The organism is Sphingobacterium sp. GW821-FHT03E03 (genome assembly GCF_059420745.1).
Window position 1 is genome coordinate 539,904 of sequence record NZ_JBWKUH010000001.1, and the last position, 25,566, is coordinate 565,469.

The following is a 25,566-nucleotide window of genomic DNA, read 5'->3' on the forward strand; positions in this document are numbered from 1 at the left end:
GCTATTTCTTTTTAACTAAACTCATCCAACCTAAACCAATCATAATCCAAACAATCTCTCTGATCCTTGTCACAATCCCCATAAAAATACCGACCGAAGCAGGCAGGCCTATGCTCATCACAGCCATCGCCAAACCACCTTCACGAGTCCCTAATTGCATTGGGAAGAAAAACACCAAATTAGCAAATAGCGAGGATCCGGAACTAATGATCATCGCATCAATAAAATCAATGTTGATATCCAGTGCCAGGCCGATAAAATAGATTTCAAAACAGCCGACTACCCGGGCAACAAATTCCCAGAGGAGAGCTGTATAAAATCGGTCTCTACGATTTTGAAATAGATTCTTCACCTGTTGGTCAACATCGTTCAATGTTTCGAACTTTGCCTCCAGCAGATTATTGATTTTCTTTCCAACTAAGGGCAAGCGCGACAGGGTCTTTAATAAAGAAACTGTAATTCCTTTTTTATAGAATTTTGTAAATAACCAGGTACATACAATAGCCATAACAAAAATTACGGCACAGGCAACATCAACCAGGGTACTCGCCGGTACAAACCATAGAATCAGGAAAACGGATACCACCCAAAATAAAATATGGGATAGAATGTGCATAACACCATATAACAGAACGGATGAACCGGCTTTTGAACCGCCAACATAATTTTTCAGTTCGATAATGCGGTAAGGTTCTCCCCCTAGCGCCACAAATGGCGTAATGTAATTAATGGCATAACCAGACACCGTTAATTGCAAAACTTTCCAGAAAGGAACATTGGTCTGCGGCAATTGCGGCTCCTGAATAATCGCTTTAAAAGCCATGGCATTCATCCAGTAAAGAACAGCCCAGCTACCCAATACCGGCAAAAACCACCAACCAATTTTCTCCAGATTCGTCCAAATCTCCTGACCCCCCATTGCATGAATCATATAGGCCAAGGTGCCTATACCAATCAGCATAAAGAGTACTTTATAGATTTTACTCCCCATAAGTTGGATCGTTTGTTAATTTATCAACAAAATAACCACTTACCTTTTCCTGTCTATTACACATATAGATTAAGATCGGGTTTAAAACAAACATATCAAAGAAAAAGTAAATCCACGGTTGACCGATAAACAACCAAACAAAAAGGAAGATTACCCGTGTATTGAACTGCACAATGTTGGTGTACTTCATCAATGGTTTATTTTTCATTCTGAAATCAACCATCAATTGTTGGGGCAAATCATCTTTGTATCGGGATTTGACGATATGCAATAACTTCTGCAATTTTGGGGATAGCTTTTCCTGATTTCGGGTGTAGCCCATATAACCATTCAACACAAACTTGCTAAAAAAGTTCTTCCGCCAGGATAAGGCATCGTAATCGACTTTCAAATCACGCGTATTATCCAATTCGCTTCCTGCCTTACCTTTGATAAAAAAGAGGTGGACATTGCGGTAATAGTCAGCCATTGCAGATTGCAACATATGGGACACCCCAGCAAGGATACAAAATACCCACAACCATTCCGGCCAGCCTTCATTGATACTGCGCAAACAGATGGCAATATGGATGGAAGCAAACCAAAAATCGCCCGCAAAGCCGTCCAAAATGCGACCAAAGCGACTTTTATTATCTGTCATCCGGGCCAACTGTCCATCTGCACTATCCAAAGAGTTTGCAAAGACCAACAACAGCATTCCGATCACATTAATCCATAGTTCTTGGTAATAAAATAAAATACCGGCCGCAACACCAAAGAAAATACTTATGATTGTTACAGCATTGGGTGTAATCCCAATTTTAGCACATACCTGTGCAATACGAAAACCAATTGGTCTATAAAACCAAATATCTATTTTCTCTTCTGTATCGTTGGATTTTAAAGATTGTTCGAATGCACTCAAATTCTCTTCTTCGATTACATTAACTTGTTCTCTCTGCATTGTGGTTCTTTTCAATAAATTTATGGTAAACCATTTGCGCAATGGCTTCAGCTGCTTCTGCCCGACAAGGAGCAAAACTGGGCCAATCATTTAGATCAATAATATGAAAATCTCCATTTGCATCAATAATCACATCACCGCCATAGATATGGACATCCAGTACTTCCGCTGCACGATTGGCTACTTGCTTTAAATTAGCCAAATCAAATGGAAAATGGACAACTTCATCATTGATCTGTTCGTACAAATCGTACTTATGATGATTATGTTCATAGGGATAAAAGTAGAAAAAGAAATCGGTATCCCTAACCGCATAAAACTTTAATAGATCTCCTGCCAGATGCTCGGAGATAACGGCTTCCTTAATCCCCCGGAGCGCATATTCGTTTAGAATATGCTGTGCTTCTTTGAGACTGGCGGCAAAAGTGACATCTTCCTTATGGATTGCATGGAAGTCACCACGTTTGATCCAGACACCCTTTCCTTTCAGTTTCTCAAAAATAGCCTGTATGTCTGCGACCGTTGAAATGACGATACTCTTCGGATAGGGAATCCCCCCTTCCAGCAACTTAAGCGTCATATTTTTCCGAAAACAGCTTTCAATACCGAAACCTGAATTCAATACATTAACACCATTATTTTGAAGGGATTGCAGCTTCTTAACCAAAGTCTTTGTTCTTCCCATTGTCAGAACATTCTTCTGTTTGATAGCATCCAAAGCTAAGAACTCGTCTTCATTACAAATTTCAACTGACGCACCTTGCTCGGTCAATTTTAGCACAACTTCATTAAATATTGCAGCGTCATTCCCCACATGATTGGGAGAAAAACGGTTTTTACGCGTCACGCCTAAAATAGAAATCATTTCGCTCATTTTACTAACTAACTTCCTCACTCAAAAACTGTTCCGCTACAACACGGTCTTTCAAGTGATCGATATCGACTACTTTTTCAAACACAAATGCCTCAACATGCAAATCGTTTTCCAAAAGCGCACGTTGAAAGTTACGCATTCTGGAATTTCCTGCCGCAACGGAACTTAATGCACAGCTCATTGCCGCTTTACGAAAGCAATAAATACCCCCTGAAACAAATTTTGTTTCCGCTGTAGCCTGATCTAAAAATGCTTCCACCTTTAGCTCCTGATCTGTGTTCACATAAAGCGGGCTCTCGTCATCGACAAATGGTGTGACAGCCATAAAAGCGTCTGCATTTTCCTTTTGTTGGAAAGCTGTTAGGTATTCGTGAAATTCATGGGGTCTAAAAACAGTATCTGTGGTTGTCAGACAACAGGAGGTCCAATCTGGATTGCTTTCGACCAATAAGGCAAAACTATGTAGGGAGCTTGGTGTATCCTCCTCGATCAGGACGATAGGAAGCTCGAATGCTGTATGCGTTAAAAATGTCTTCAATTCAGGTGATTGTCTGTTGATAATAACGTGCACTTTTTGCGCACCTTCTTTAGCAAAGACACGAATCAATCGTTCAATTAATGGAACACCATGTAAAGGTAGCAGGGGCTTAGGCAAATTAAAGCCTTCTTTTCGCAATCGAGATCCTTCTCCCGCCGCAATGATAGCAAATTCCATTCCTTCTAATTGCAAAATAAAATCATTCATTAAAAAAGTAAAACCCCTGTCACGATCTTAACGTTTGCAAACGCAAAAATTTACAGCGGGTTATTTCCGGACAATTGCTTGATAGCCCCCTCCATCATCTCTAAATAGAGCGGGTTATACAAGTTCATGTAATAATTGTCCCGAAGAAAAAGGGGAAGAACTGCCCGAAGCAATTATTCCCCTTTTTATAAAGGTAATTTATTGAATACTGTCTACTAACTCTTGATAATAATCTAATCCCAAGTGCGTAATCAAATCCTCGCCCATAATATGACGCAAGGTATTTTGCAACTTCATTAATTGTTTGAAGATATCATGCTCAGGAGGTAAACCTGGTGCAGTTTGTGGGGATTTCAAGTAGAATGATAACCACTCTTGGATACCTGACATGCCAGCACGTTGCGCCAAATCAATAAATAATGCCAAATCCAATGCAACCGGAGCCGCTAAAATTGAATCCCTACATAAGAAATTAATCTTAATTTGCATTTTGTAACCTAACCAACCAAAGATATCGATGTTATCCCAAGATTCTTTGTTGTCCCCGTGAGGTGGATAGTAATTGATACGTACTTTATGGTATAGATCACCATATAGTTCAGGATTCTTTTTCGCATCCAAGATTTCTTCCAATACAGATAATTTAGAAACTTCTTTAGTTTTGAAGTTTTCAGGATCATCCAATACCAATCCATCACGGTTACCTAAAATATTTGTTGAGAACCAACCTTCAACGCCCAGTGCTCTTGCCTGAAGACCAGGAGCAACAATTGTTTTCATCAATGTTTGACCAGTTTTGAAGTCTTTTCCAGCAATTGCAACACCATATTCATGAGCTAACTCAACGATCGCAGGAACGTCACATGTCAAGTTTGGTGCACCATTAACATAAGGAGCGCCTTCTTTTATAGCCGCATAACAATAGATCATGCTTGGCGGAATGCGTTGATCGTCATTATCCAAAGCCTCTTCTAATTTTGCAATTGTTGAGAAAGCTTCGTTTGTTTCAATATAGCGTTCAGTAGAACCACACCATACTAATACGACACGGTCTAAGCCGTTTTTTTCTTTAAATTCGCGGATATCACGTTGTACGGCATCAGCCAATTCGCGACGTGTTTTCTCTGATTTGATGTGCGTGCCGTCCAAATTTTTAACAAAATTGCGATCAAACACAGCTTTCATTGGTTGAATTGCTTCCAATTCAGCTTTTACAGCATCAAGTTGGCCTTGTTCTAACACCTGTGCTTTTGAAGCAGCTTCATATACGTTATCTTCATATACGTCCCAACCACCAAAAACCACATCTTCCAACTTTGCCAAAGGGACGAAATCCTTGATTAAAGGATTTCTATTCTCCGTGCGCTTACCTAAACGGATTCTGCTCAATTGAGAAACAGATCCTATTGGTTTTGAAAAACCTTTGTTTATAGATGCCACACCAGCGATCAATGTTGTAGCCACAGCACCCAATCCCGGAATAAGAATCCCCAATTTACCATTGGCATCTTTCACTTGTTGTCCCATATTAATTCTATATACTTAAATTGTTATTTAATTGATGTTTTATGATAAAATAATTCTTAAAATTAGCTTAAAAAAACATATTTCATATCCATCGTCACTTTATTTATAAAATCATGACAATTGCTGTTTCGATGCCTATTCGAAGGCAAAAGAAACGAGATGAAATGAATAAGCAGCCCGAGCTTATATCGTCCATCTCACTGAAATATAAGGTATTTGATCATACTTGCGAAAACAAAATATAATCATAACTAATTTAACTCAATATATTAACATTAAAAAACTAATCCAAATACAATTCGAAAAAAGTTATTCTTTCTAAAAAATTGGTCAATTTTTCTTTTTCTATTCTATATAAATATGACAATAAAATTGGAAAATGACTTCGGGAACGTTACCTTTAGGCTGATAATTGATGAAACCGTCGTGAGTTTAGGCTAAACGACTGTAAGATGTTTATGTAAACCATGAAAAATCAACATTCCTAAATAATTATTTCAATGAAAACTACCATTTCGTTTCTGGCTTTAGCATTGTTAACCGGGAGCCAGCTCCATGCACAGACTGCCACAGATTCCGCTTATGTTCGGGATTATTATGAGAAAACCGAAGTAACGGTTCCGATGCGAGATGGCAAGAAATTGTTTACCGTAATCTACAGCCCCAAAGATAAATCCAAGAAATATCCAATTTTATTAAACCGAACACCTTATACCGTGGGGCCTTATGGCCAAAATGAGTACAAGAAAAGTTTGGGCAACTTCCCATCGATGATGCGGGACGGCTATATCTTTGTCTATCAGGATGTCCGTGGAAAATGGATGAGTGAAGGTGATTTTGAAGATGTTCGACCAACAAACCTGAGTAAAGATAAAAAAGCGATCGACGAGAGCACAGACACCTATGACGCTCTCGAATGGCTACAGAAAAATGTGAAGAACTACAATGGAAAAGCGGGTCTCTATGGGATTTCCTACCCGGGTTTCTACTCCACAGTGGGGCTAGTCAAGACCCATCCCAGCCTCAAAGCGGTCTCGCCACAGGCTCCGGTGACCGATTGGTTTATTGGGGATGATTTTCACCACAATGGTGTATTATTCCTGCAGGATGCTTTCACATTTATGTCAACATTTGGTGTGCCACGTCCAAAACCGATAACCCCCGATCAATTCAAAAGTAACATTCAGATCAACGAGGTCGATAAATATAATTTTTTCCTTGAAGGCGGAACCGCCAAAGAGCTCAAAGAAAAGTATTTTGGCGATTCGGTCAAATTCTGGAACGACCTCTTTAAGCATCCCAACTACGATGAGTTTTGGAAATCACGTGTCATCACCAATTATCTACAAGATGTCAAACCAGCTGTGATGGTTGTTGGCGGTTTTTTTGATGCCGAAGATGCCTATGGTACATTTAAAACCTATCAATCTATTGAAGAAAAAAGCAAAACAAATAATTCGATTTTGGTTGCGGGTCCCTGGTATCACGGTGGATGGGTTCGCGCAGCAGGAGATCATTTGGGCGACATTCAATTTGAGAAAAAAACAAGTATCACCTATCAGGAAAAATTTGAACAGCCCTTTTTCAGTCACTACTTAAAAGAAGAAGGTAGCTTCTCTGCTGCCGAGGCCAATATCTTTATTTCGGGGAGTAATGAATGGAAGCAATTCGAACAATGGCCACCGAAAAATGTCGAGACAAAAAAACTTTATTTTCAGCCACAGGGCAAACTTGGTTTTGAGAAAGTCCAACGCACGGATTCATGGGATGAATATGTAACGGACCCTAACAAACCTGTTCCGCATCAAGGCGGACTCATCCAAAACCGTACACGCGAGTACATGGTCGATGATCAACGTTTTGCAGCCAATCGCCCCGATGTCATGGTCTACCAAACAGCAGCTTTGACCGAAGACATTACCATTGTCGGCCCGATCAAAAACTTCCTTAAAGTATCATCAACAGGTACCGATGCGGATTATGTTGTTAAACTCATCGACGTTTATCCCAATGATGCCCCCAGTTTTGAAGGAAAAACAATGGCGGGATACCAAATGATGGTTAGAGGCGAAATCATGGCTGGAAAATACAGAAACGGCTTTGACAAACCACAGGCATTGACTCCCGGTCTCGTGGAAAAAGTAGATTTTGTGATGCCGGATGTTGCGCACACCTTTAAAAAAGGACATCGTATCATGGTTCAGGTACAAAATTCCTGGTTCCCATTGGCGGAACGGAATCCACAGGTATTTATGGAACCCTATACTGCGACCAAAGCCGACTTCCGTAAAGCAACACAGCGCATTTTCCATGATGTCAATAATGCGACCTATATCGAATTTGACATCTTAAAAGATTAAATCGAGGTGAACCAACTTGACAATATCAACAAGTGGTTCATGAGTAAGCTATCCACATAGACAGCAGCCCCATTATTTTAAAATAATGGGGCTGCTAGCATTTACCAAATGTTGTTTACGCGATTATGATTCTTCCACGAATTTATTTTCTGCCGCTTTTATTCCTGTCAATAACAACAGGACAATACTAGCCGCAAGAAAATAAAAGGAGTAGTTCCAGGATGGGTCTATCTCATGCAATTTTCCAAAAATCGGTGGACCGAATGCAGCAATCATATACCCGACTGATTGCGCCATTCCCGAAATTTTGATTGCATTCGCTGTCGATTTTGCCCTTAAACTAAAAAAGAGAATAGAAAGGCTAAACGACAGGCCATTGGAAAGCCCTAATAATATGGCTGCAACATAGATCCCATCTAGCTTATATAAAAAGAAAATCAAAATGCTGCCCAACATACCCACCGCAACAGCAACAGCCATCAGTCGCTGATCTTTCATTCGGTGCGCAATAATAGGCCCGACAAACATAATGGGGATCATTGCAATCTGGATCAAAAACAACAACCAACCGGTGTCTTTTGCAGCCATCCCATAATCGACCAATACCTTGGGCAACCAGGAAATCAAACTATAATAAACCAATGATTGAATTCCCATAAATATACTGATATACCAAGCCAATCTGGATTTAAAAATATGCCCAATCCCAGTCTGTACTTGCTTTTTATGCTCCGGAATAACATCCTTCTGCCTACGTAACTGATCAAAAAAAACAGCAATAATAGATCCTATCGCCAAGACCACCCAAACACCCAGGGAACCTCTCCATCCAAAGCCAGTCCAGTCACCCAGACGTAGACTAAAGCCTGATGCGAATGCTGCTGTTAAATTCATTGCTACAGCAAAAATGCCAGTCATCAGTCCGATGTTATTGGGAAAACTGGTTTTAATATACCCTGGAGCTACAACATTACCCACACAGATTCCTAAGCCGATCATGACGGATCCCACAAACAAAGAGGCTGTACCGCCCCCTACCCGCACAATGATGCCCACAGCAAGGACAATCAATCCAAACAACAAAAAACGATGCATACCCTGAACGTGGGAATACTTACTCACCAGGACCGAACAACTTGCAAACATAAAAAGTGGAATTGCCGTCAATAAACTACTTTGAAAGCTATCTAATGTAAGATAGTCACTGATCTGCCCCAAAACAGGCCCCACAGCCGTAATCGGCGATCTCAGATTCGTTGAAACTAAAATAACAACCAATACAGACAACCAGCTCCAGGATGCAGTGTTTGATTTTTGCATATTATTATTCATATAAATTATTTATTTCTTGGGTGTAATAGCTAATGTCTAGCGGATGGATCCTTCCACTAGTATACGGTATTACCGCATGATGAATACACCTACAAGATGATTTGTTGCAAAGATATATTCAGTTATTTAATTAAATTTGCCATTGATTTAATTTATAACGACATGGGCTGTTCCAATCATATTGATACAATTGATAATATAAAAAAATCTAATTTTGTCTGGTTCGAAGAAAATTGGGTTCACGACGATGCGTTACATACCCATCGTAAGGCGCAGTTGATTTATGTCGAGCAAGGTTTTCAATACCTCACCGTTGAGGGAAAAATGTACCTCCTCCCCCAGAATCATGTGGCGTGGGTTCCCTCAAATGCTTTACATAAGACCAATTCACATTCCGAGAGTATCAAGTTAATGATCGTCTTTTTTGATATCGAACAGGAAGATCCATTTTTCGAAAAGGTTCAAATATTCGCTGCTCCGAAGGTGTTAAGAGAGATGATCCTATATGCCGAAAAATGGTCAAAATTGACCGAAGAAAATGAACATGAAACAATTTTCCTTCGTGCACTCCTTAACGAACTCCCCGTCTTCGGATCCCGCATATTGCATCTAGAAATTACGCTGCCGAGTGAAAATAGATTACAGATAGTCTTAAATCACCTACACGACCACTATACCCATCCTATTAAGATGGAAGAAATTGCGTTATTATCCAATCTTTCCCTGCGCACGATCGAACGATTATTTAAAAAGGAAACGGGAATGACACTGGTTAAATACCAGCAATTGTTGCGGATAATTAAAAGTCTTGAATTATTAAGCACAGGTGAACTGACCATATCCCAGATTGCCTACAAAGTTGGGTACCAAAGTGTACAGGCTTTTACAAATAGTTTTTATGCTGTCATGGGCTACCGGCCCTCCGCTTTTATTGAGCTTTAACGGCATAACAAGAAAGTGTTTGTAGTTTTTTAGCTACAAAATTTAAGCGATTCATCAAAAATAATAAACAACATTTGCATATGTGTAAAATACACACTATCTTTGTTGCATCATAATTTAGGTTTATAATTGGTTATTTAAGGTTTTCATTCTCCCCGTTTGAAAACCTTTTTTTTGTCCCTATACTTCCTATTAAATTCTATTTTACGTACCTTTTATGGCTGATCCTGTTATAATCTCATGTATAAAATAGGGCAGGAAATCTTACTAAATAGCAGCCTTCAGATAATCATCATTCAAATTAAATTCTTAAAAAATTCAATAATTCTTCAACAATAGTGTATTTTTAACCATATGTTCAAAATAGGAGAATCCTATTCGTAACATAAACATACAAATACATCGAAAATATAAATAAACACATATGGCAGAGCATGGGGATTTACAAATCGCAATATTAATCGATGCGGATAATGTTTCTTATCGAAAGATCGAAGAGATTCTGAACGAAGTCAAACGCTACGGTATCCCGACGATCAAACGGATCTACGGTGACTGGACCAATCCTTATGTCGAAAAATGGAAGGATAAGCTCCTCACCCATGCGATAACCCCCATCCAGCAGTATAGCTATACCCAAGGTAAAAACTCCACCGATTCAGCTCTTATTATCGACGCGATGGACATCCTACATTCCGACAGGGTCGATGGCTTCTGTATTGTATCGAGCGACAGCGATTTTACAAGATTGGCAACCCGTTTAAGAGAATCGGGTAAGTTGGTGATCGGTATTGGAGAGAAAAAAACGCCGAAACCTTTCATCGCTTCTTGCGACAAATTTATTTATGTTGAGATCTTTGAAAAGAATCCAAAAAAGGAACCTAACACAAAGAAAAAACAGCAGAATCAGCCCAAAGCGGCACCTGTAGACAATCCAACCAGCATAGCAGTGCTTGACGAAGAGACACTGGAATTATTAAAAGACACCGTTGATGACACCGCAGATGAAAATGGATGGGCATTTTTAGGGGAAATTGGTAGTCTTTTCAATAAAAGAAAACCAGATTTTGATGCGCGAAATTATGGTTACGATAAAATGTCTCACCTTTTTAAAGCCTATACAGAGGATTTTGAAATCGAAGAACGTAACACGGATAAATCGCGAATAAAACATTATTACATTCGAAATATTATCAAACGACCTTTATCTGCTGTCAGCTCATCACCAACAAATGCAGACAAAAAAACAGTAGCAACCACTGACGCAAAATCACAGGAAGTTACGGCAAAACCTACCAATCAAAATGCACGAAAAAAAGGTCGCCAAAATAAAAAGCCGCAAGATGCAGTGGTAGCGGAAAATCCTTCCAAAGAGCTTCCAGCAGTTCAACAGAAAGAGGAACAACAAGCAGTAGAAAATATCGTTCAAAATGATTCTCCCAATCATATGTTATTTCCAGCAGCAGGAAATAAAATTACGGCGGATGATACAAAAAAAGCGCAAATCAGAATTACGAAAGATTTTAAGCCTCTATTTCCAACGAAATCACAAAAGCTCCGGATCGTTATTGATTCCAATGAGTATGAGTGCAATTTCACGTACCGTGGTCGTGGATTCCATGTCCTTAAACTAGGAAAAGAGGCCGCAACCCAACTTGGACTAGCGGAAGGTATCCAGCTAGAAATTACGAAACTCAACGAGCATACCTATACACTCCAAAATCAATCCCGCTAATTTTAGCGCCGGATGGACTGAAAAAAACACTTGAAGTACAGATTGAACCCAAGATAATTGTTCAATCTGTACTTCAAATGATACAAGATCTTGCACGTTCTCATGTACCTATTGCATCAGCAGCGTCTGATCCAGCAGCAGATTAAAATTCCCTGAAAACAAGGAGTATATCATCACTATTTTCCAGCTATATTTGTTTATATTCAGAATGACCTTAGACATTATTTAAGGATGATGACCCTGATAAAAAAATCCAAGGCAGACTAAATATCGGAACTGATGTACCGACAAATAAGATCATTCATTCTTGTTTAATACAATGGAGATAAAAAAGGCTTTCAATTATATATGGGTACTAAGCAGTACCCTCATAGTTCTCGCATGTGGGCAACGTGGCGCCGCAGATTCAGCGCAACCGTCGACTAGTGAAAATAATCACACGGACGTTCTGCCTTATGATTCCACAACGCGTACAATTCATGTACTTGTCGCATTATGTGATAATACTTATCAGGGAATCGTACCTGTTCCCAAAGCAATCGGTAACGGTCAAGATCCGGCCAACAATCTTTATTGGGGCTGCGAATATGGTATAAAAACTTATTTCAATCGCAGTAAAGATTGGAAATTTGTAAAAAAGTATAAAGCAAAAGGTGCAATCCTCGAGCGTTTGGTCTATAAACACAGATCTGAAAACTATTACCTTGTTGCGGATGCCTATGATGGCAAAGAGATCAAGCTGTGTACAGTTGATTTTCTCCGAGGCCTTCATGGCCAGCTAAAAGATACACTACAGGTAGACAACAAGATTATCGGAATAGCAGGCAATGCAAAACTCAATGCTTATATCGGACATGATGGCCTTATGGATTTCCAACTAGACCAGCGTTTCAAAAACACCGACCGCCAAAAGCGGAATGCGATTATCCTCGCTTGTTATAGTAAAAAGTATTTTGCACCTCATATCGATAAGGAAACTGTAAACCCCATTCTCTGGACAAGCCATTTGATGTGTCCAGAAGCCTACAGTCTCCATGATGCGCTAACAGGGTATATAAACGGAGAAAGCAACGAACAAATTCAGGAAAGAGCAGCAAAAGCCTATTCCAAATATCAGAAATGTAGTCTCCGTGCGGCAAAGAACCTGTTGATCATCAACTGGTAACAGGTTTATCTTCCACCGGCAAACTCCATTGTGAAATGGTAGTTTTCGTCAATAGGCACTACTTTTCTATCAACCTTGCGCAAATCACGCGCTTCTTCTGTCCATAGAAAAGGATAGAATGAAAACACCTGATTTCCATCCAATTTTTGTACATCTTCAGCCCATTCCTTCCATTTAAATGTTTCATAAAATTGACGGATGTCACCCTTCAATGTCCAATAAATAAAATCAGAATAGCCGCACTCCAAACTTTCCCATTGCAAGGTGTCCTGTGCAAAATAATAGACCTGTCCTATGCCCTCACCCAAAGCTCCAGCATTAATCGCGAAATATCCGCCCAAAACATCATCGGCAATTAACAAAAAACCACCTTTCTCCCCTTCTTTGTCAAAGCTTTTCCCTTTGTTCCACTCCATGATACCTCGATTCAATTTAATCGAACCAGAGCCGAGGATCCGTAGCCATCCGCCATCGATGAGTATTCCACCGGTTTGATGAATAATAGCACCCATAGGTGATTTTGTGGTCATCTGAGCTCGTAGTAACTCCTCATCTGCCCGTTTTGGATTTCTGGGCAGTACCTCATAAGAATTGCTTGCTCCCTTCATCCATTCTTCGACCAGACCCCATCCTGAATCTGTCGGATTAATCAACTCATTTAGACTCTTCATTCCTTGTCTTTTATATTCAAAACAAACCATACTTACTTCCCTTACGACTTCATCTGCCGTAGAAAGAAGAATAAAGCGACGCATCTTGAATTGCCGAAATTACCACAATTCTTCCTGTCATCCAAATCACATAAGTTCATTAACTAAAGTCCAAAACAGGATTTAACCGTTACTTTACGCACAAAACATAAGAACATTGAAGCAATTTTCGTTAAATTTAAACCATGCAACATGAATTAGAAAAACTTAGGTATCCCATAGGCCGCTTTGCCGTACCAGATCATATAGACAAGCAACTACTGAATGATTGGATAAAAACAATCGCAGATTTCCCCGCGCGACTCAAATCCGAAGTCAGCGACCTGCCAGATATCGCTTTGGAGAAACGATATCGTCCAGACGGTTGGACCATCAGACAGGTGGTGCATCACTGCGCTGATAGCCACATGAATAGCTTTGTCCGTTTTAAGTTAGCGCTGACAGAAGATGACCCTACGATAAAACTCTATGAAGAAAACCTGTGGGCCGAACTTCCGGATTCAAAACACAATCCAATCGAAAGCTCCCTTAAATTATTAGAAGGCTTACACCAACGTTGGGAAATCTTGCTTAAGAGCCTGAGTGATGAGCAGCTTGAACGAGCCTTTATTCATCCGGTTACAAAACGGTATATTTCCCTTAAAGTAAATATAGGTCTCTATGCCTGGCATTGTAATCACCATTTGATGCATATCGTCAACGCAAAAAATAGATCGGTCTAACGATAAAGTCTTATTTTCAGGTAACTGCCAAAAAAATCTATGCGCCCCCTTGAGAATTACCTATTCCTAGGCCATCAGCGACAGCGTGATAATAAAGGCACCAAAGGCTCCCAAAGCAAGGCCTACGATACCGGCGATCAAAAATGTCCGCAGATAATAGCCAAACGTTTTGGTCTTTTTCTGGACGATATGGATAATCCCCACAATCAGGGAATAACCTGCACCTACGCCAAAAAATAGCATAAAGGCTAGGTCGATCAGCATACCTGTGAAATCTAAATTCGCAGAAGATAACATCGTGCAGGTTATTTTTTCTTTTTAAACAGTTTACTAAAAAAGGATGAACTACTATTTTCTGTAGGTTCGTCCTTTGCTTCTACTCCCCCACTTTTCTCATTCGCCCAAATCAACAATTCGGGTTCAATATCCAATTCGTGTTGTCGGGCAAAGTTCGACCAGTAGGCATGTTTTTCCTGATCCATAAAGTCGGGATCATTTTTATAATAACCCAATAAGCTTTCTGTAGCAGACTCATAAACACCATAATGATTTGCCCGCTCAAAATAATGAACGGCTTTTTTACTGTCCTTTTTAAATTTTAACCCCGCATCATACATCAAACCGTAATAAATATTGGAATAGCTATCCGCTTTATCTTTCTTCAGATAAACAAGTAGACGGTCATAGTCATCTAAACTATAATAAATCGAAGCAATATTGCGATTATTTTCAACCAGCTTCAATTCCGCTTTTTTGTAGTAATCCAATGCTTTTTCTAGATCTTCCTCTACATAGGTCCCACTAAAATAGAAATAACCCAAATTGGATAATGCATAGCCATTCCCAAGGTCAGCCCCTTTGTTATAGGCCTCAAAAGCTTTTTTTAGATCCGAAGTATAACCTATTCCATGCTGATAAAGATAACCGATGCTATTCCAAGAAGCTGCATACCCCTTTCCGGCGGAACGCTCATAGTATGCAATTCCTTTTTTCAGGTCCAGAAAACGTTTATCTTCATTATCGGTATCCGTATAGATATTACCAAGTTCATACATACTGCTTTCATTGTCCTGATCAGCTGAAAATGTAAAGTAACGGATAGCACTTTCGACGTCTCCATTTCTGCAGCAATCCATGGCCATGTGATACAAGGTATAACTATCATAAGCGGATTCAAAATCTACGCCCCGATCCGCTTTCCACTGGGTAAAAAAATGATCAAAAACCTCGAGCTCCTTCCCTTCCAGCTTGTCCAATGCCTTGATATAATATCCATACTGATCTTGGGGCACCTCTTCCAATCCCTCATATCCTTTATTGAACAGTTTGCGGTCGCGCAACATCATTAGATCTTGATAATGCCGTACACTACCACAGATGAAATCGAAGGATTCACTCAGTTCTTTGCTATCAGTATCGTAGTAATAATATCCGCCCACCTGATCTTGCAGGATAAAATAGTCCATCAGCGCATAGCTGATTGTGGCATAATATGCTGACAATGGTAGCAGCCAGCTTTTAGTCTCTGTGTGATAGATTCCTCTTTCCGATTCGGTTTCGATGATATAACAATTATAGGCACCATTACCAAAATCGGCACCTCCCTGTATAGATTTAATCGTCAGATCTTGCAGAAGAAAACCCTTGCTAGCGAGGTCATACAGAAAATATTTGCCTTCCGAAAGGTAATATAATGCGCTGAGCCCATTCATGGCATTTAGCACAGCCACATCTTTTACCAAAAGGGAGCCGTCTGCTGCATGGACTGATTTCTTTTTTTTATTGTTTAAATTGACCGCGTAAAAATCAAACAACAATTCGTTCAAAACCCCTTCTGGATATTTGCCCAATAGAACACCTTGATTGGAATAATATTTACGTAGTTTGCTGTTTGCTATCGGCTGATAAATAAAACCCTCGTAGTCTATTTCAAAAGGTTCATCAGAACCTTCCGTATGAAAGCCCTTACCTTCGGCATCGATAATGTCATATTTTCCGTTCCGCTGTCCCTGGTAGAATCCATAAGCAAAATCGTCCAAAACCGCATAGTTCAAGGGAATAATTGTAGCGCCAGTCTCCACGTCCACCAAGCCATGCTTGCCCGCTAAACTCACTTTTCCTACAATGGTACCACGGCCGCTCTGTACAGGCTCAGCAGAGGCGTACATACAAGGGATGGTCTCTTCGCCCTTTCTATTTAAATAACCAAACAAACCTTCTTTCGCAACAACTGCAAAGCCATTGTAATCAAAGACTCCGATCTCGTCATAGCGGGGTTCAACTTTCACCTCAGCCTTCGCATTCTGGATTCCCCAGCGTCCATTTTCTTCAAAAAACTGGTTATCAAGGCTATCAATCGCTTCCGTATTCCACCAGCCCAATCCATAGTTGCTCCACTCAGCTTCTAACATCGCTAAAAAGGAATCATAGCCTGAACGGCTCAAAATAGGATAAAGCTCTGATAACGACTGCTTCTCTATTGCTTTTTCGTAATACAGGTTCTTCTCATGAATTTCAAAAGCAAAATCCTTCGCTTGTTGGCTATGTTTCACCTCAGACATATTAAAAACATCACGCGCATTGATCTGGAAGCATTCAAATGGAAGTCCATGCAGAAAATCGAACATTTTTTCGATGGTCAATAGGACAGCAGCATTGGATATCAAGTTATACTCTTGAATAAGCAGATCATAGAATTTCCTTAATCTTAAAACACCCGCTTCTTTTTCAGCATATACCAAGGTACCTTTTGCTTTTGGATTTGCGGCAAACAGGGGCAGCAACAAATCTGGAATAACATAGTTCCATTCACCCAAATAAGCATGGAAATACTCCTGATCTTTTTTATCTGTGTTATAAATATAAATTCGATGTGCCATATTCTTTTTTATTCTTCAATATCAACGTCATTGTTTTTAGCAAAATCCAACCAAAAGTTGTATTTAGCTGCATCTGCAAACGCTCCATTTTTATAGTAATACAAGAGACGATTGACGGCATAAGCATAGGCAGCGTTTTCGTTTGCCTGTTCGTAGTAACGCAGTGCCTTCACCATACTCTGTTTTACGCCCCAACCTTCCTCATACAAAATACCATAATAAATCGCAGCATACTGTCCGTCTTTATCCTTTTTCAGATAAGGTAATAAATTGGCGTAATCTTTCTGTTGGTAATAAATTTCGGCTACCTGGGCATCGTTAGTGATGCCGTCTTTTTCAGCCTGTTTAAAGTAGTGTAGGGCCTGCACATAATCCTGTTCCAGATGTTCCCCTTCATAATACCAGTGACCAAGGTTACTCATTGCCTGCCCTTCCCCCAGTGCCGCGGCTTTTTGGTATGCCGCTAAGGCTTTGGGAATATCAAGCGGAAGACCGAGGCCCGTAGCATAGATGAACCCTAAGTTCGTCCAAGCTTGTGCATGATCCTGTGCGATAGCCTGCTTGTAGAAGCCGATTGCTTTAGGAATATCCAGAAAATCTTCATGATCTGTATCGCAATAGATATTGCCAAGAAGGTATTGACAGTCAGCGCTACCCCGGGAGGCACCGATAGTCAACAAAGGTATAGCCTCGGCTATCTTACCGGCCCAATTTAGTTTCCGCGCTTTTTCGTATAACGTCTCGTTATCAAGATAAGATTCGTACCCCGCCCCCTTTCGTTTTGTCCATGCTTGATAAAATTGTACAAAGTAGCTTTGGTCAGCTCCCTGCAAATTATATTTTTCGGCATACAAACGGCCAAATGCTGTTTCAGGAAATTCAGCGACATTTCGTTTTAGATCTACATAAAACACCCTTTCTCCTTTAAATAAAAGTAAGAATTCACCTTCGCTTCGTTCCGGATGTGGATCATGAATCGGCGCACTGACATAATCGTAAAGTTCGCTACAGAAATTTACTTTTGTATCAAAATAGCGCATTCCTTCGGATTGTTGGATACGCATAAAGTCCATATAGCAATATTCGATTTTTAGATAAGCCGGATCAGGTTCGAGTAGCCATTGATCAAGATAAGCTTCATATATCCCCTGCCCTTCAGCACAGGCGACAACAAAGACATCTTTTCGGAAGTTTTTAATGCTATCGACCAAGATTTTAGCAATAGATCGATCGACTAAGCGGAATAGATCATGCGCAAGTGCGTAAATCTGCCATTGTTTATTTTTCAGGTATGCGATGCTACGATAATCATCAAGGACGATGATACGGTCAATCTCTTCATCCAGCACAGTACCGTCAGGCTTGATGATTGAAATCTTGCGCTGCAACTTATTGGGTTTGATCCAGAAATAGGCATTGGGAAGAGCCTGTAGGCTATCTTCCAGAAAACTGCCCAAATAGTGACCATCCATACGAAAGTATTTCCGCTTCATGGTCCCTTTTTGCCGCTTATAAAAAAGCTTACTGTAATCGTATCCAAAAGGTTCATCCGCCGATTCGGTAATAACCTGTGTTCCATCAGCGGCAAAAAGAAAATAGTTATCACCTTGCTTTGCATTCAAAAAACCACGGGCAAACCAGTCCAGATCATCATAGGCAGCAGGTAATGAAAGTTGTTTGCTATCAATATTCAATATACCACGTTTCCCTTCGATTTCAACCTCAGCATAATTAACCCCATCGATAACATGCGCGTCAAATGCTTCAACGTACTGACAGGATATGATCTCCTCTCCCCGCTCATTGATGTAACCAAATAGATGGTCCAGTTCAACCAATGCAATCCCCGCTTCATTGAACTCAAATAGTTCATCATATTTCGCAGCGACCAGAATATTACCAAGAGCATCCTTTAATCCTTGTTTTCCATTTTCTTCAAAGACTTCGGTTCCCTCCTGCTGAAAAGCATGTTCTTCCCACAAACCCAAACCATAGTTAATCCAGTCTGTCTCGAGCATTTCCAGAAAAGTATCATAGCCTGATAATTGCAAGATCTTCTGAAGAGGATCCAAACGCTGCTGCTCAAGGGCCTGTGTGTATAAAGCTCCCGTCGTCCTGATCTCATCTACCCAGTCACTTGCCTGTGCTGTATGTTTTTCTACATTCATATTGAAGACATCCCGTCCATCGATTTGAAAGGTATCGAATGGCAAACTTTCCAAAAATTCAAACATCTTGTTGACCGGTTCTGCATACTTCTTTTTGTAATGCAATTGATAAACATCAGCAAGCAGCGCATAAAAATAGCGTAACCTTGCAATACCGTCTTCCTTATTGGCATAGAGCTGTGTTCCTTGGGAACGGATACCCGAAGAAAATAGCGGGAACATCAGAGCTGGAATTTCATAATTCCATTCGGCCAGATGTGCTTCAAATGTTTCTTTTGTTTTAGGATTTACGTTATATATATAAATGCGATGCGCCATAACCTTATTGCCCGATAGTCTTAAAATAGATCGCGCTTACCTCAATAGATGAAAACGGCAAGCACTGTACCTGATGCAGTAAAAATACAGCTATTATTAAATATTCTGCTTAGCGGAAAACAGGGATTTTTCCTTTTGCTAATTCCTACTTGCAAGGGCAGTTTGCCAGGAAAAGCAATTTGAGATTCGATGCATCCCTATTGATGACATCAATTTTCGGAAATAATATCCAGTCTATAGAAACCCGCTCGCTTATCGTGCGGTGCCCCATAGAAAAAATTCCGAAAGTATAGCTGCTGATCTCCTTTCCAAAAGATCTCTTTTAGGGTACATAGTTCAAAGTTATCATTCCAGTCCAGGGGAGTCTGCGCATAGGTCAGATAGACCTCATTTTCCTTTTTTTGCAAAAAGTAACTGGAACATTCCTGCCCGTTAAACATGCCATTCAATCTATATTTCTTATGCTTAGAGAAATAGACATAGTCTAAATTGCCGATTTCTTCGATATCCCATTTCCCCTGACGCAAATCAAGTGCCTGATCTGTCGTATGTCCTCCTTCCAACAACAAAATCTCTTCAGATGGAAAATATTTTACAAACATATTCTCCAACAGATCAATGGCACCTTCTGTTTTTCCGGCCGTTAGTAAGCGACCATCATTAAGTCGTACCTGAGCAATTACATCCCCCTCCACCAATGTATCAATTTCCATGGCCTTACCTGGAATATAGTCTCCAAATACGACACGGCCCTGCAATAGCTTTTTCGCGACTTTTACATCGCTGATCGAAGCGATGGTATCTCTCCTATAATCCGTATTTTGCTGTTCCTTAAAAAAGCTGATGGAATCTATCTTATAAATTCTGATCATTTTATCCTGAAAGACAAGCGAATCGACCGCTGGCTTTTCGCTTACAATAGCCTCCTTTATTGGAGGGGAAACAGGATTTTTTACCTTGTTTTGTTGACATGCCATACATAGCGACAAAACAAGACCAGCGCAATAAAGTACTTTTTTCATACAACAGATAATTCACCATTAAGATATTTCAATCTAATATCGTATTTCAATCACATAATAGGAAAGGTAAGTCAATTTAAGCGCTGTGACAATCGATATTCGACTTGTAAACGCTAAATATTGAAATGGATAAAGGCTCATGTTGTTTCATGAGCCTGATGGATAAGGTAAATTGTCAGATTTCGAAGTAAAATCCTGTTTCTTTGAGTTCTTCGTATTTTTCTTTATCAAAACTATAGATTTTTGCTGCTCTGGCATGTCTATCCTTTTGCATGTCGCTATGGTCGATCAACAGATCCATGCTCAGTATCTTTTTGCGAAAATTACCGCGATCTATCGAACGCTGCAGAATTGTTTCATACAATTTGTGCAGGTCAGGTAAGGTAAACTGTGCCGGCAGCAGTTCAAATCCGATGGGCTGGTAACGGATTTTACCTTTGAGGCGTTCGACCGCAACAGACAAGATCTGCTGATGATCGAAAGCCAAATCAGCTACCTCCTCCAAACTAAACCATTGCACCGCATCGATATCAAGTCCAGCCTCCAGGATATATTCGTTAGGTTTAACTAAGGCATAATAGGCAATACTGATGACCCGTCCCCGGGGATCACGGTTTAAATCCGAAAAGGTATAGAGCTGCTCAAGAAAGATATTGCTGAGTCCAGCTTCTTCGGACAATTTACGTAGCGCACATTCATCCGCAGTTTCATCCTCCTGAATAAAGCCACCGGGAAATGCCCATTTCCCTAAGTAAGGTTCTATCGCCCGTTTGGTTAATAACAGTTTAAGTTGATTTTTTTCAAAACCAAAGATTACACAATCGACTGTAACGACGGGTCTGGGGTATTCGTAGTTATATGTTTTTGGAGTACTGACCATCTTGTTATAAAATTACGTCTGTGGACTTTTTGATCTGTATGCCGTATTTTTCATGCAGTGAATCAAAAGCCTGCTGTGTAGATTCTTCGAAACCAGCAATAGGTGACATACAGTCTATCAGTAGGGTAATGCGGGACGTAATCGCTTTATCCTCCGCAAAATATTCCAATATCTGCATTGCAGATGCCAATACACAGTGACTTGATGCCTGTCCAGCGATATAAATGGCATCGTAGGCCTGGATAGCCTCGAGCACGGCATGATTGACAAATTTATTGTCATCGTATTCGGCTTTGATGATACCGTACATTTCAGTGTAGGGATCCTGTCCTTTATAAACCAATAGGGGTTTGACTTGACGTACAGCGCTGTGAAAATAGAGCATATTGGTAAATTGACTTTCCAATTGCGCCCCCGAGCTGCCCTCTAAACAATGATAGGGCCAGATGCAAAGCTCCTTTTTCCCTTCGGTTTCTAAATTTTTAAGATACGCTAGAGATTGTTCAGCTGTGTCCGCATTGGCGACAGTCCATGTTCCATCGATAAGATCCTTGTGACGGATGACCGTAAAAGGTTTGGGCTGATTTCCTTGCTTATCCACCCACCAGTCTGCATGGAAAATCTGCAGCAGTGAATGACAGTCAAGGCTGCACATGACCTGTGTCAGAGAATCCATGTTGTTGTACATCCATTGGGTCAGCCGTTGTACATCAGCACGCGAACCAGCTACCGGTAGACTGCCAATGGATTCCATAAAATCGTTCTGTACATCAATCGCCAAAAGCAGTGTACGCTTTTTATCCAATGCAGCAGGCAGGATTTGCTCCTGCCCAACCAATGACAATATGGACGGAATATGATCCCTTTTTTCGGATGCGATCTCTCTTACATCAACAATCTGTTCATATCTTGTTTTCATCTTCAATAATTATGTATTGTATGTGTCCTAAACCTAACCTTTTCCTATCAGCTCTACTTTTATTAGCCTTTGAAAGTTGGAATCGCAGCAAACTTATGAGCAGATTGTTGTTGACGTCTACGGATCAGTTCATCTATCGTCGGCTCACCGGATGTTCCGGTCAGAATAAATCCGTCAATCTGTGCATAGCTCATGCCCAATTCTTCTTCATCTGTCTGTCCTTCCCATAGACCTGCTGAAGGACTCTTATATTGAATGGATTCGGGGACACCTAGGTATTTTGCCAGTGTATATACTTCTTGCTTGGTCACCATAGCCAAGGGATTAAGATCATAAGCGCCATCTCCCCATTTGGTAAAGTAACCTACGGTCGCTTCGGCCATATTGCCGGTACCGATCACAAAACGGCTTCCCAATTGTGCAAATTGGTAGAGGTAAGTCATGCGGACCCGTGGCCGGATATTGGCTAAGCTCAAGACACGGTTGGATTCGCTTGAAGCTGCAATATAGGCTTCGTTATTGATCGTCAGCGCATCCACCGCTGGTTTGATATCAAAGATATGGTAGGGAAAATCAAATTTTTCAATAAGCTCCATCCCATGTGCATGACTCTTGCTATTGTTCATGTCACTACCATAGGGCATCATCACTAAATGGACATCTACTTTCGCCAAGTGGCATAGACAAGCAACCACACTACAGTCAATCCCGCCGCTCATGCCCAGTACCAAACCTTGACGGTTTGCCGCATTCACTTGTCCCGCAATCCATGATGCCATTTGTTGTGCATACTGTCCAACGTTTTCATCATTGATGAAAAACGGTTTTCTTAGGTTATTTTCCATATACTCTTATTGATTCTGTTTGTAATCTATTTCTTATTTCCTTAAAGCTAGCTGTGCTGACAAAGGCCCCATCCACAAAACATTCTTTGAGCAGGTTGCTATCATTCAATTGTTCGATGGTCGTTGGATTGAGATCGTCTATCAAGCGAAAATCATTGTTTTCAAATACAACGGCAACCATACCTTTTTGGGATTTCTTAAAATTACCGGTGTCTGTGGCCGGTCTTTTTTGAATAGCTTTAAACTGACCGTCCACAATTTCGGCCGTTCCCTTTAAAGCGAAGCCAAAGGTATCTCTTGTGACATACTGATAGGTATAGGATCCTATTCCAAGTATTGTGTTGGTCGAGGCAAAACCTTTCGCCATCAAACCTTCGCAGATCTTAGTTGCCCGTTCCACAGTGATGGAGTCGCCATATACAACACCAATATGTGGATCAAGTTCTTTGAAGCCTTTCGCATTGACCGTCCCTCCAAAGAGTTCAAATAAACGGTCGACAATCCCTTTTTGAATTGTTTCGTGATCAGCTTCCGGATCACCACAAATAATTTTAACAGGATCGCCACTGTCTGGTCGAATGACAACTTTTCCTTCCCGTCCCATGATCAGGTCTTTCAATTGTGGCAATACGTGATCCACAACATTCCATAGGTCATAGGTATCGGACACAATAGAAATGTTTCCGCTGGGGTAAACCTCCGTAATCAAATGTTGGAAGGCTTCAACCTCCTGTTCACCGTAAGAACACATCACACTATGCTCTGTTGAAGGGGTGTACATCATGACATCACTTGTAGCTCCGTAATAGGTTTTGAGGTATTCCCGAACAGAGAGTGTTGCGGAAACGCCAAAGCTTAGTAAATGTCCGCCGGCAGTGCGATAAGCGGTTTCAGGCGATCCCATACCACGCATTGAGAAGTCTCCAGCTTGGGTGAATACTTTATTGATATCGCCTGTTTTTTCAGCAAAACCTGTCAACAATCGCTTGTATTGATCGGCGATAGTCGCCGCGGTCATTGGCGACCAGATATAAGCAGAGAGTTGCGTTTCAAGATAACCTGGCAACCAGAAGAAATCTGGATGGGTATTCTCGATCGTAAACATCGGCACGCCTATCGGCACAAGACTCCCCTCTTTCAAAGCTTTCACCTTAATCGGAAGATAGCCCAAACGATGTAAATCGCGTATATGTTGTGACTGATGTGTGCTCGCAAAATTGCTATTGGTCATCGCGAAAACTTCACGAATGGCTTCTTCATACTGCGCAACAACTGTATCCTCAGGTTGGGTGAAAAAATATTCATCGAAAGAATTACTGATCTCCGCCAGAGCACCTTGCAATCCAAAGAAGGCAACATGGCTTATTCCTGCGATCCGGGACATCCGGGGAGTCCAGGTTTCGTATACCCATTCTGTATGTGCTGGATATTGATCCTTGTGACACAATTTGTAACCGTCGGTCCAGAGAATCGGATTTTTGCTCATTGCTCTAAACATAGCTTTCAGTTGTTAAGTTGATATAATTTAATTTCGGATGCATGGTATTCATCATAGAATCTGTTGTGAAAACAAGGTCGATCGGTGAATCTTCCTCCAACAAAGTACCTTTGAAAATCCTTGGCTCACAATGGGTCACCAACAGGTAGATTTCATTTGCCCCCATCTCCTTTAGAATTTTTCCGGCCCAGAGAAATGTTCCACCTGCAGAACATAAATCATCGACAATTATGCATTTGGCACCTTTTACAATGTTACCTGTTTTTAATTCCATCGCTTCAATACGTCCTGTTTGTGGGTTGCGTTGCTTTTCAAAGACACAGGCATCTTCGTAGCCACTATTTAGATAGCGTGCTGCTGCCCCTTTATCCGGAAATACAATTCGGTCATTATCTGAAAATTCGAGTTTTTCCATTAGTTTCGGCAACCAATCTAGCGCAGGATAAATCGCTACACTATTTTCCAACAATGTAAGGGTTGTTTCGGAATGTGGCTCTACAACATATACTTTATCAAACTGCAGGCTATTGATAAATGCAGCGACATATTTTAGGGTAAACAGGTCGCCCTCAATTTTGCGATCCATACGACTATAGGGCATATAACGAATCCATAATTGACATCTCGCCCCTTCTTCCTCAAGTCGCTTCTTGACAAAAAACAAACGGATCAAATCGCCATCTTCCTGATAGGTAAATTCGAGCAGATTATCCGCTTTGATCCACTGATCAAAATCCTTCACTTTCGTTTCTCCATTTGGAAACTGTTCGGTGATGAGCTGATGTTTATTTAATATAATCATTTTTCTTTTTTTACAACCACTCTAGTTGAGTACTTTTTACTCAACAAATATGCGTATTATTTTCACTTTGACAAAACTTATTGAGTATTTTTTACTCAACGAATCAAAATTAAGATACAATCAGCTAAATATCAATTAAATAAATTTTATTAAAAACACTTTATTTATTAATAACGCACAATATAAAAT

General features: G+C 40.5%; 21 protein-coding genes. 5 read left to right on the forward strand and 16 right to left on the reverse strand.

What is annotated here, in order from left to right; all coding sequences use genetic code 11:
• Nucleotide 1 precedes the first annotated feature (1 nt).
• The 5 genes from AC07UV_RS02225 to AC07UV_RS02245 all read right to left on the reverse strand — a co-directional run bounded on the left by AC07UV_RS02225 (nt 2) and on the right by AC07UV_RS02245 (nt 5,080).
• Nucleotides 2-991 (reverse strand): lysylphosphatidylglycerol synthase transmembrane domain-containing protein, encoded by a 990-nt coding sequence (locus tag AC07UV_RS02225; RefSeq protein ID WP_495182570.1) that lies wholly within the window; start codon nt 989-991, stop codon nt 2-4.
• Complete coding sequence (locus AC07UV_RS02230) at nt 981-1,934, reverse strand: CDP-alcohol phosphatidyltransferase family protein (RefSeq protein WP_495182571.1); 954 nt, start codon at nt 1,932-1,934, stop codon at nt 981-983. Before AC07UV_RS02230 ends, AC07UV_RS02225 begins: the two co-directional genes overlap by 11 nt.
• A complete protein-coding gene (locus tag AC07UV_RS02235) occupies nt 1,915-2,799 on the reverse strand; it encodes an ATP-grasp domain-containing protein (protein WP_346087569.1) in 885 nt (294 codons plus the stop codon). The genes AC07UV_RS02230 and AC07UV_RS02235 overlap by 20 nt, the downstream gene beginning before the upstream one ends.
• A 13-nt stretch (nt 2,800-2,812) precedes the next feature.
• On the reverse strand, nt 2,813-3,553 hold the full coding sequence (locus AC07UV_RS02240) for a nucleotidyltransferase family protein (protein WP_495182572.1): 741 nt from the start codon (nt 3,551-3,553) through the stop codon (nt 2,813-2,815).
• Nucleotides 3,554-3,751: 198 nt separating this feature from the next.
• Nucleotides 3,752-5,080 carry an inositol-3-phosphate synthase gene (locus AC07UV_RS02245; RefSeq protein ID WP_120260811.1) on the reverse strand — a complete coding sequence of 443 codons (1,329 nt, stop codon included), beginning with the start codon at nt 5,078-5,080 and terminating at the stop codon, nt 3,752-3,754.
• 500 nt (nt 5,081-5,580) lie between these two features.
• Here AC07UV_RS02245 and AC07UV_RS02250 point away from each other — a divergent pair, with 500 nt between their 5' ends.
• The gene (locus tag AC07UV_RS02250; protein WP_495182573.1) at nt 5,581-7,440 is read left to right on the forward strand and encodes a CocE/NonD family hydrolase; all 1,860 of its coding nucleotides are present in this window, start codon (nt 5,581-5,583) and stop codon (nt 7,438-7,440) included.
• Between the two features lie 123 nt (nt 7,441-7,563).
• On the opposite strand, the gene AC07UV_RS02255 is transcribed toward AC07UV_RS02250, so the two are convergent.
• The gene (locus AC07UV_RS02255; RefSeq protein WP_495182574.1) at nt 7,564-8,772 is read right to left on the reverse strand and encodes a CynX/NimT family MFS transporter; all 1,209 of its coding nucleotides are present in this window, start codon (nt 8,770-8,772) and stop codon (nt 7,564-7,566) included.
• A gap of 96 nt (nt 8,773-8,868) precedes the next feature.
• On the opposite strand from AC07UV_RS02255, the gene AC07UV_RS02260 reads away from it, so the two are divergent.
• The 3 genes from AC07UV_RS02260 (at nt 8,869) to AC07UV_RS02270 (ending at nt 12,614) form a co-directional block, all read left to right on the forward strand.
• Nucleotides 8,869-9,714: a helix-turn-helix domain-containing protein gene (locus AC07UV_RS02260; protein WP_495182575.1), complete on the forward strand. Its 846-nt coding sequence runs from the start codon at nt 8,869-8,871 to the stop codon at nt 9,712-9,714.
• 424 nt (nt 9,715-10,138) lie between these two features.
• The gene (locus AC07UV_RS02265; protein WP_495182576.1) at nt 10,139-11,449 is read left to right on the forward strand and encodes an NYN domain-containing protein; all 1,311 of its coding nucleotides are present in this window, start codon (nt 10,139-10,141) and stop codon (nt 11,447-11,449) included.
• Between the two features lie 319 nt (nt 11,450-11,768).
• Entirely contained in the window at nt 11,769-12,614 is an 846-nt protein-coding gene (locus AC07UV_RS02270) for a hypothetical protein (protein ID WP_346087579.1), read from the forward strand.
• A 5-nt stretch (nt 12,615-12,619) separates the two neighbouring features.
• Here the strand turns inward: AC07UV_RS02270 and AC07UV_RS02275 are convergent, their stop codons facing one another.
• The gene (locus tag AC07UV_RS02275; protein WP_495182577.1) at nt 12,620-13,285 is read right to left on the reverse strand and encodes a DUF2625 domain-containing protein; all 666 of its coding nucleotides are present in this window, start codon (nt 13,283-13,285) and stop codon (nt 12,620-12,622) included.
• A gap of 224 nt (nt 13,286-13,509) precedes the next feature.
• Between AC07UV_RS02275 and AC07UV_RS02280 the strand changes: the two genes are divergently transcribed.
• Nucleotides 13,510-14,046, forward strand: coding sequence for a YfiT family bacillithiol transferase (locus AC07UV_RS02280; RefSeq protein WP_257091754.1), 537 nt, complete (start codon nt 13,510-13,512; stop codon nt 14,044-14,046).
• A 66-nt stretch (nt 14,047-14,112) separates the two neighbouring features.
• On the opposite strand, the gene AC07UV_RS02285 is transcribed toward AC07UV_RS02280, so the two are convergent.
• The 9 genes from AC07UV_RS02285 to AC07UV_RS02325 all read right to left on the reverse strand — a co-directional run bounded on the left by AC07UV_RS02285 (nt 14,113) and on the right by AC07UV_RS02325 (nt 25,377).
• The gene (locus AC07UV_RS02285; RefSeq protein WP_495182578.1) at nt 14,113-14,343 is read right to left on the reverse strand and encodes a hypothetical protein; all 231 of its coding nucleotides are present in this window, start codon (nt 14,341-14,343) and stop codon (nt 14,113-14,115) included.
• A gap of 8 nt (nt 14,344-14,351) precedes the next feature.
• Nucleotides 14,352-16,925, reverse strand: coding sequence for an SEL1-like repeat protein (locus tag AC07UV_RS02290; RefSeq protein ID WP_495182579.1), 2,574 nt, complete (start codon nt 16,923-16,925; stop codon nt 14,352-14,354).
• An 8-nt stretch (nt 16,926-16,933) separates the two neighbouring features.
• Nucleotides 16,934-19,411: a tetratricopeptide repeat protein gene (locus AC07UV_RS02295; RefSeq protein WP_495182580.1), complete on the reverse strand. Its 2,478-nt coding sequence runs from the start codon at nt 19,409-19,411 to the stop codon at nt 16,934-16,936.
• A 209-nt stretch (nt 19,412-19,620) separates the two neighbouring features.
• The gene (locus AC07UV_RS02300) at nt 19,621-20,433 is read right to left on the reverse strand and encodes a hypothetical protein (RefSeq protein WP_495182581.1); all 813 of its coding nucleotides are present in this window, start codon (nt 20,431-20,433) and stop codon (nt 19,621-19,623) included.
• A gap of 175 nt (nt 20,434-20,608) precedes the next feature.
• The gene (locus AC07UV_RS02305) at nt 20,609-21,313 is read right to left on the reverse strand and encodes an NUDIX hydrolase (RefSeq protein ID WP_495182582.1); all 705 of its coding nucleotides are present in this window, start codon (nt 21,311-21,313) and stop codon (nt 20,609-20,611) included.
• 4 nt (nt 21,314-21,317) lie between these two features.
• Nucleotides 21,318-22,232, reverse strand: coding sequence for a cysteine hydrolase family protein (locus tag AC07UV_RS02310; RefSeq protein WP_495182583.1), 915 nt, complete (start codon nt 22,230-22,232; stop codon nt 21,318-21,320).
• Nucleotides 22,233-22,294: 62 nt separating this feature from the next.
• Complete coding sequence (gene nadE / locus AC07UV_RS02315) at nt 22,295-23,077, reverse strand: NAD(+) synthase (RefSeq protein ID WP_495182584.1); 783 nt, start codon at nt 23,075-23,077, stop codon at nt 22,295-22,297.
• On the reverse strand, nt 23,067-24,575 hold the full coding sequence (locus AC07UV_RS02320) for a nicotinate phosphoribosyltransferase (RefSeq protein ID WP_495182585.1): 1,509 nt from the start codon (nt 24,573-24,575) through the stop codon (nt 23,067-23,069). The genes nadE and AC07UV_RS02320 overlap by 11 nt, the downstream gene beginning before the upstream one ends.
• A complete protein-coding gene (locus tag AC07UV_RS02325; RefSeq protein WP_495182586.1) occupies nt 24,568-25,377 on the reverse strand; it encodes a phosphoribosyltransferase family protein in 810 nt (269 codons plus the stop codon). Before AC07UV_RS02325 ends, AC07UV_RS02320 begins: the two co-directional genes overlap by 8 nt.
• Nucleotides 25,378-25,566: the final 189 nt, after the last annotated feature.

What these genes read in the sequence shown, in the direction of transcription:
- AC07UV_RS02295 (WP_495182580.1), bottom strand. Translation starts at nt 19,411, where the DNA reads ATGGCGCATCGCATTTATATATATAACGTAAATCCTAAAACAAAAGAA.
- AC07UV_RS02320 (WP_495182585.1), bottom strand. Translation starts at nt 24,575, where the DNA reads ATGTTTAGAGCAATGAGCAAAAATCCGATTCTCTGGACCGACGGTTAC.
- AC07UV_RS02270 (WP_346087579.1), top strand. Translation starts at nt 11,769, where the DNA reads ATGGAGATAAAAAAGGCTTTCAATTATATATGGGTACTAAGCAGTACC.
- AC07UV_RS02275 (WP_495182577.1), bottom strand. Translation starts at nt 13,285, where the DNA reads ATGAAGAGTCTAAATGAGTTGATTAATCCGACAGATTCAGGATGGGGT.
- AC07UV_RS02260 (WP_495182575.1), top strand. Translation starts at nt 8,869, where the DNA reads ATGATTTGTTGCAAAGATATATTCAGTTATTTAATTAAATTTGCCATT.
- AC07UV_RS02310 (WP_495182583.1), bottom strand. Translation starts at nt 22,232, where the DNA reads ATGAAAACAAGATATGAACAGATTGTTGATGTAAGAGAGATCGCATCC.
- AC07UV_RS02265 (WP_495182576.1), top strand. Translation starts at nt 10,139, where the DNA reads ATGGCAGAGCATGGGGATTTACAAATCGCAATATTAATCGATGCGGAT.
- AC07UV_RS02285 (WP_495182578.1), bottom strand. Translation starts at nt 14,343, where the DNA reads ATGTTATCTTCTGCGAATTTAGATTTCACAGGTATGCTGATCGACCTA.
- AC07UV_RS02250 (WP_495182573.1), top strand. Translation starts at nt 5,581, where the DNA reads ATGAAAACTACCATTTCGTTTCTGGCTTTAGCATTGTTAACCGGGAGC.
- AC07UV_RS02230 (WP_495182571.1), bottom strand. Translation starts at nt 1,934, where the DNA reads ATGCAGAGAGAACAAGTTAATGTAATCGAAGAAGAGAATTTGAGTGCA.
- AC07UV_RS02245 (WP_120260811.1), bottom strand. Translation starts at nt 5,080, where the DNA reads ATGGGACAACAAGTGAAAGATGCCAATGGTAAATTGGGGATTCTTATT.
- nadE (WP_495182584.1), bottom strand. Translation starts at nt 23,077, where the DNA reads ATGGAAAATAACCTAAGAAAACCGTTTTTCATCAATGATGAAAACGTT.
- AC07UV_RS02300 (WP_495182581.1), bottom strand. Translation starts at nt 20,433, where the DNA reads ATGAAAAAAGTACTTTATTGCGCTGGTCTTGTTTTGTCGCTATGTATG.
- AC07UV_RS02235 (WP_346087569.1), bottom strand. Translation starts at nt 2,799, where the DNA reads ATGATTTCTATTTTAGGCGTGACGCGTAAAAACCGTTTTTCTCCCAAT.
- AC07UV_RS02305 (WP_495182582.1), bottom strand. Translation starts at nt 21,313, where the DNA reads ATGGTCAGTACTCCAAAAACATATAACTACGAATACCCCAGACCCGTC.
- AC07UV_RS02280 (WP_257091754.1), top strand. Translation starts at nt 13,510, where the DNA reads ATGCAACATGAATTAGAAAAACTTAGGTATCCCATAGGCCGCTTTGCC.
- AC07UV_RS02290 (WP_495182579.1), bottom strand. Translation starts at nt 16,925, where the DNA reads ATGGCACATCGAATTTATATTTATAACACAGATAAAAAAGATCAGGAG.
- AC07UV_RS02225 (WP_495182570.1), bottom strand. Translation starts at nt 991, where the DNA reads ATGGGGAGTAAAATCTATAAAGTACTCTTTATGCTGATTGGTATAGGC.
- AC07UV_RS02255 (WP_495182574.1), bottom strand. Translation starts at nt 8,772, where the DNA reads ATGAATAATAATATGCAAAAATCAAACACTGCATCCTGGAGCTGGTTG.
- AC07UV_RS02240 (WP_495182572.1), bottom strand. Translation starts at nt 3,553, where the DNA reads ATGAATGATTTTATTTTGCAATTAGAAGGAATGGAATTTGCTATCATT.
- AC07UV_RS02325 (WP_495182586.1), bottom strand. Translation starts at nt 25,377, where the DNA reads ATGATTATATTAAATAAACATCAGCTCATCACCGAACAGTTTCCAAAT.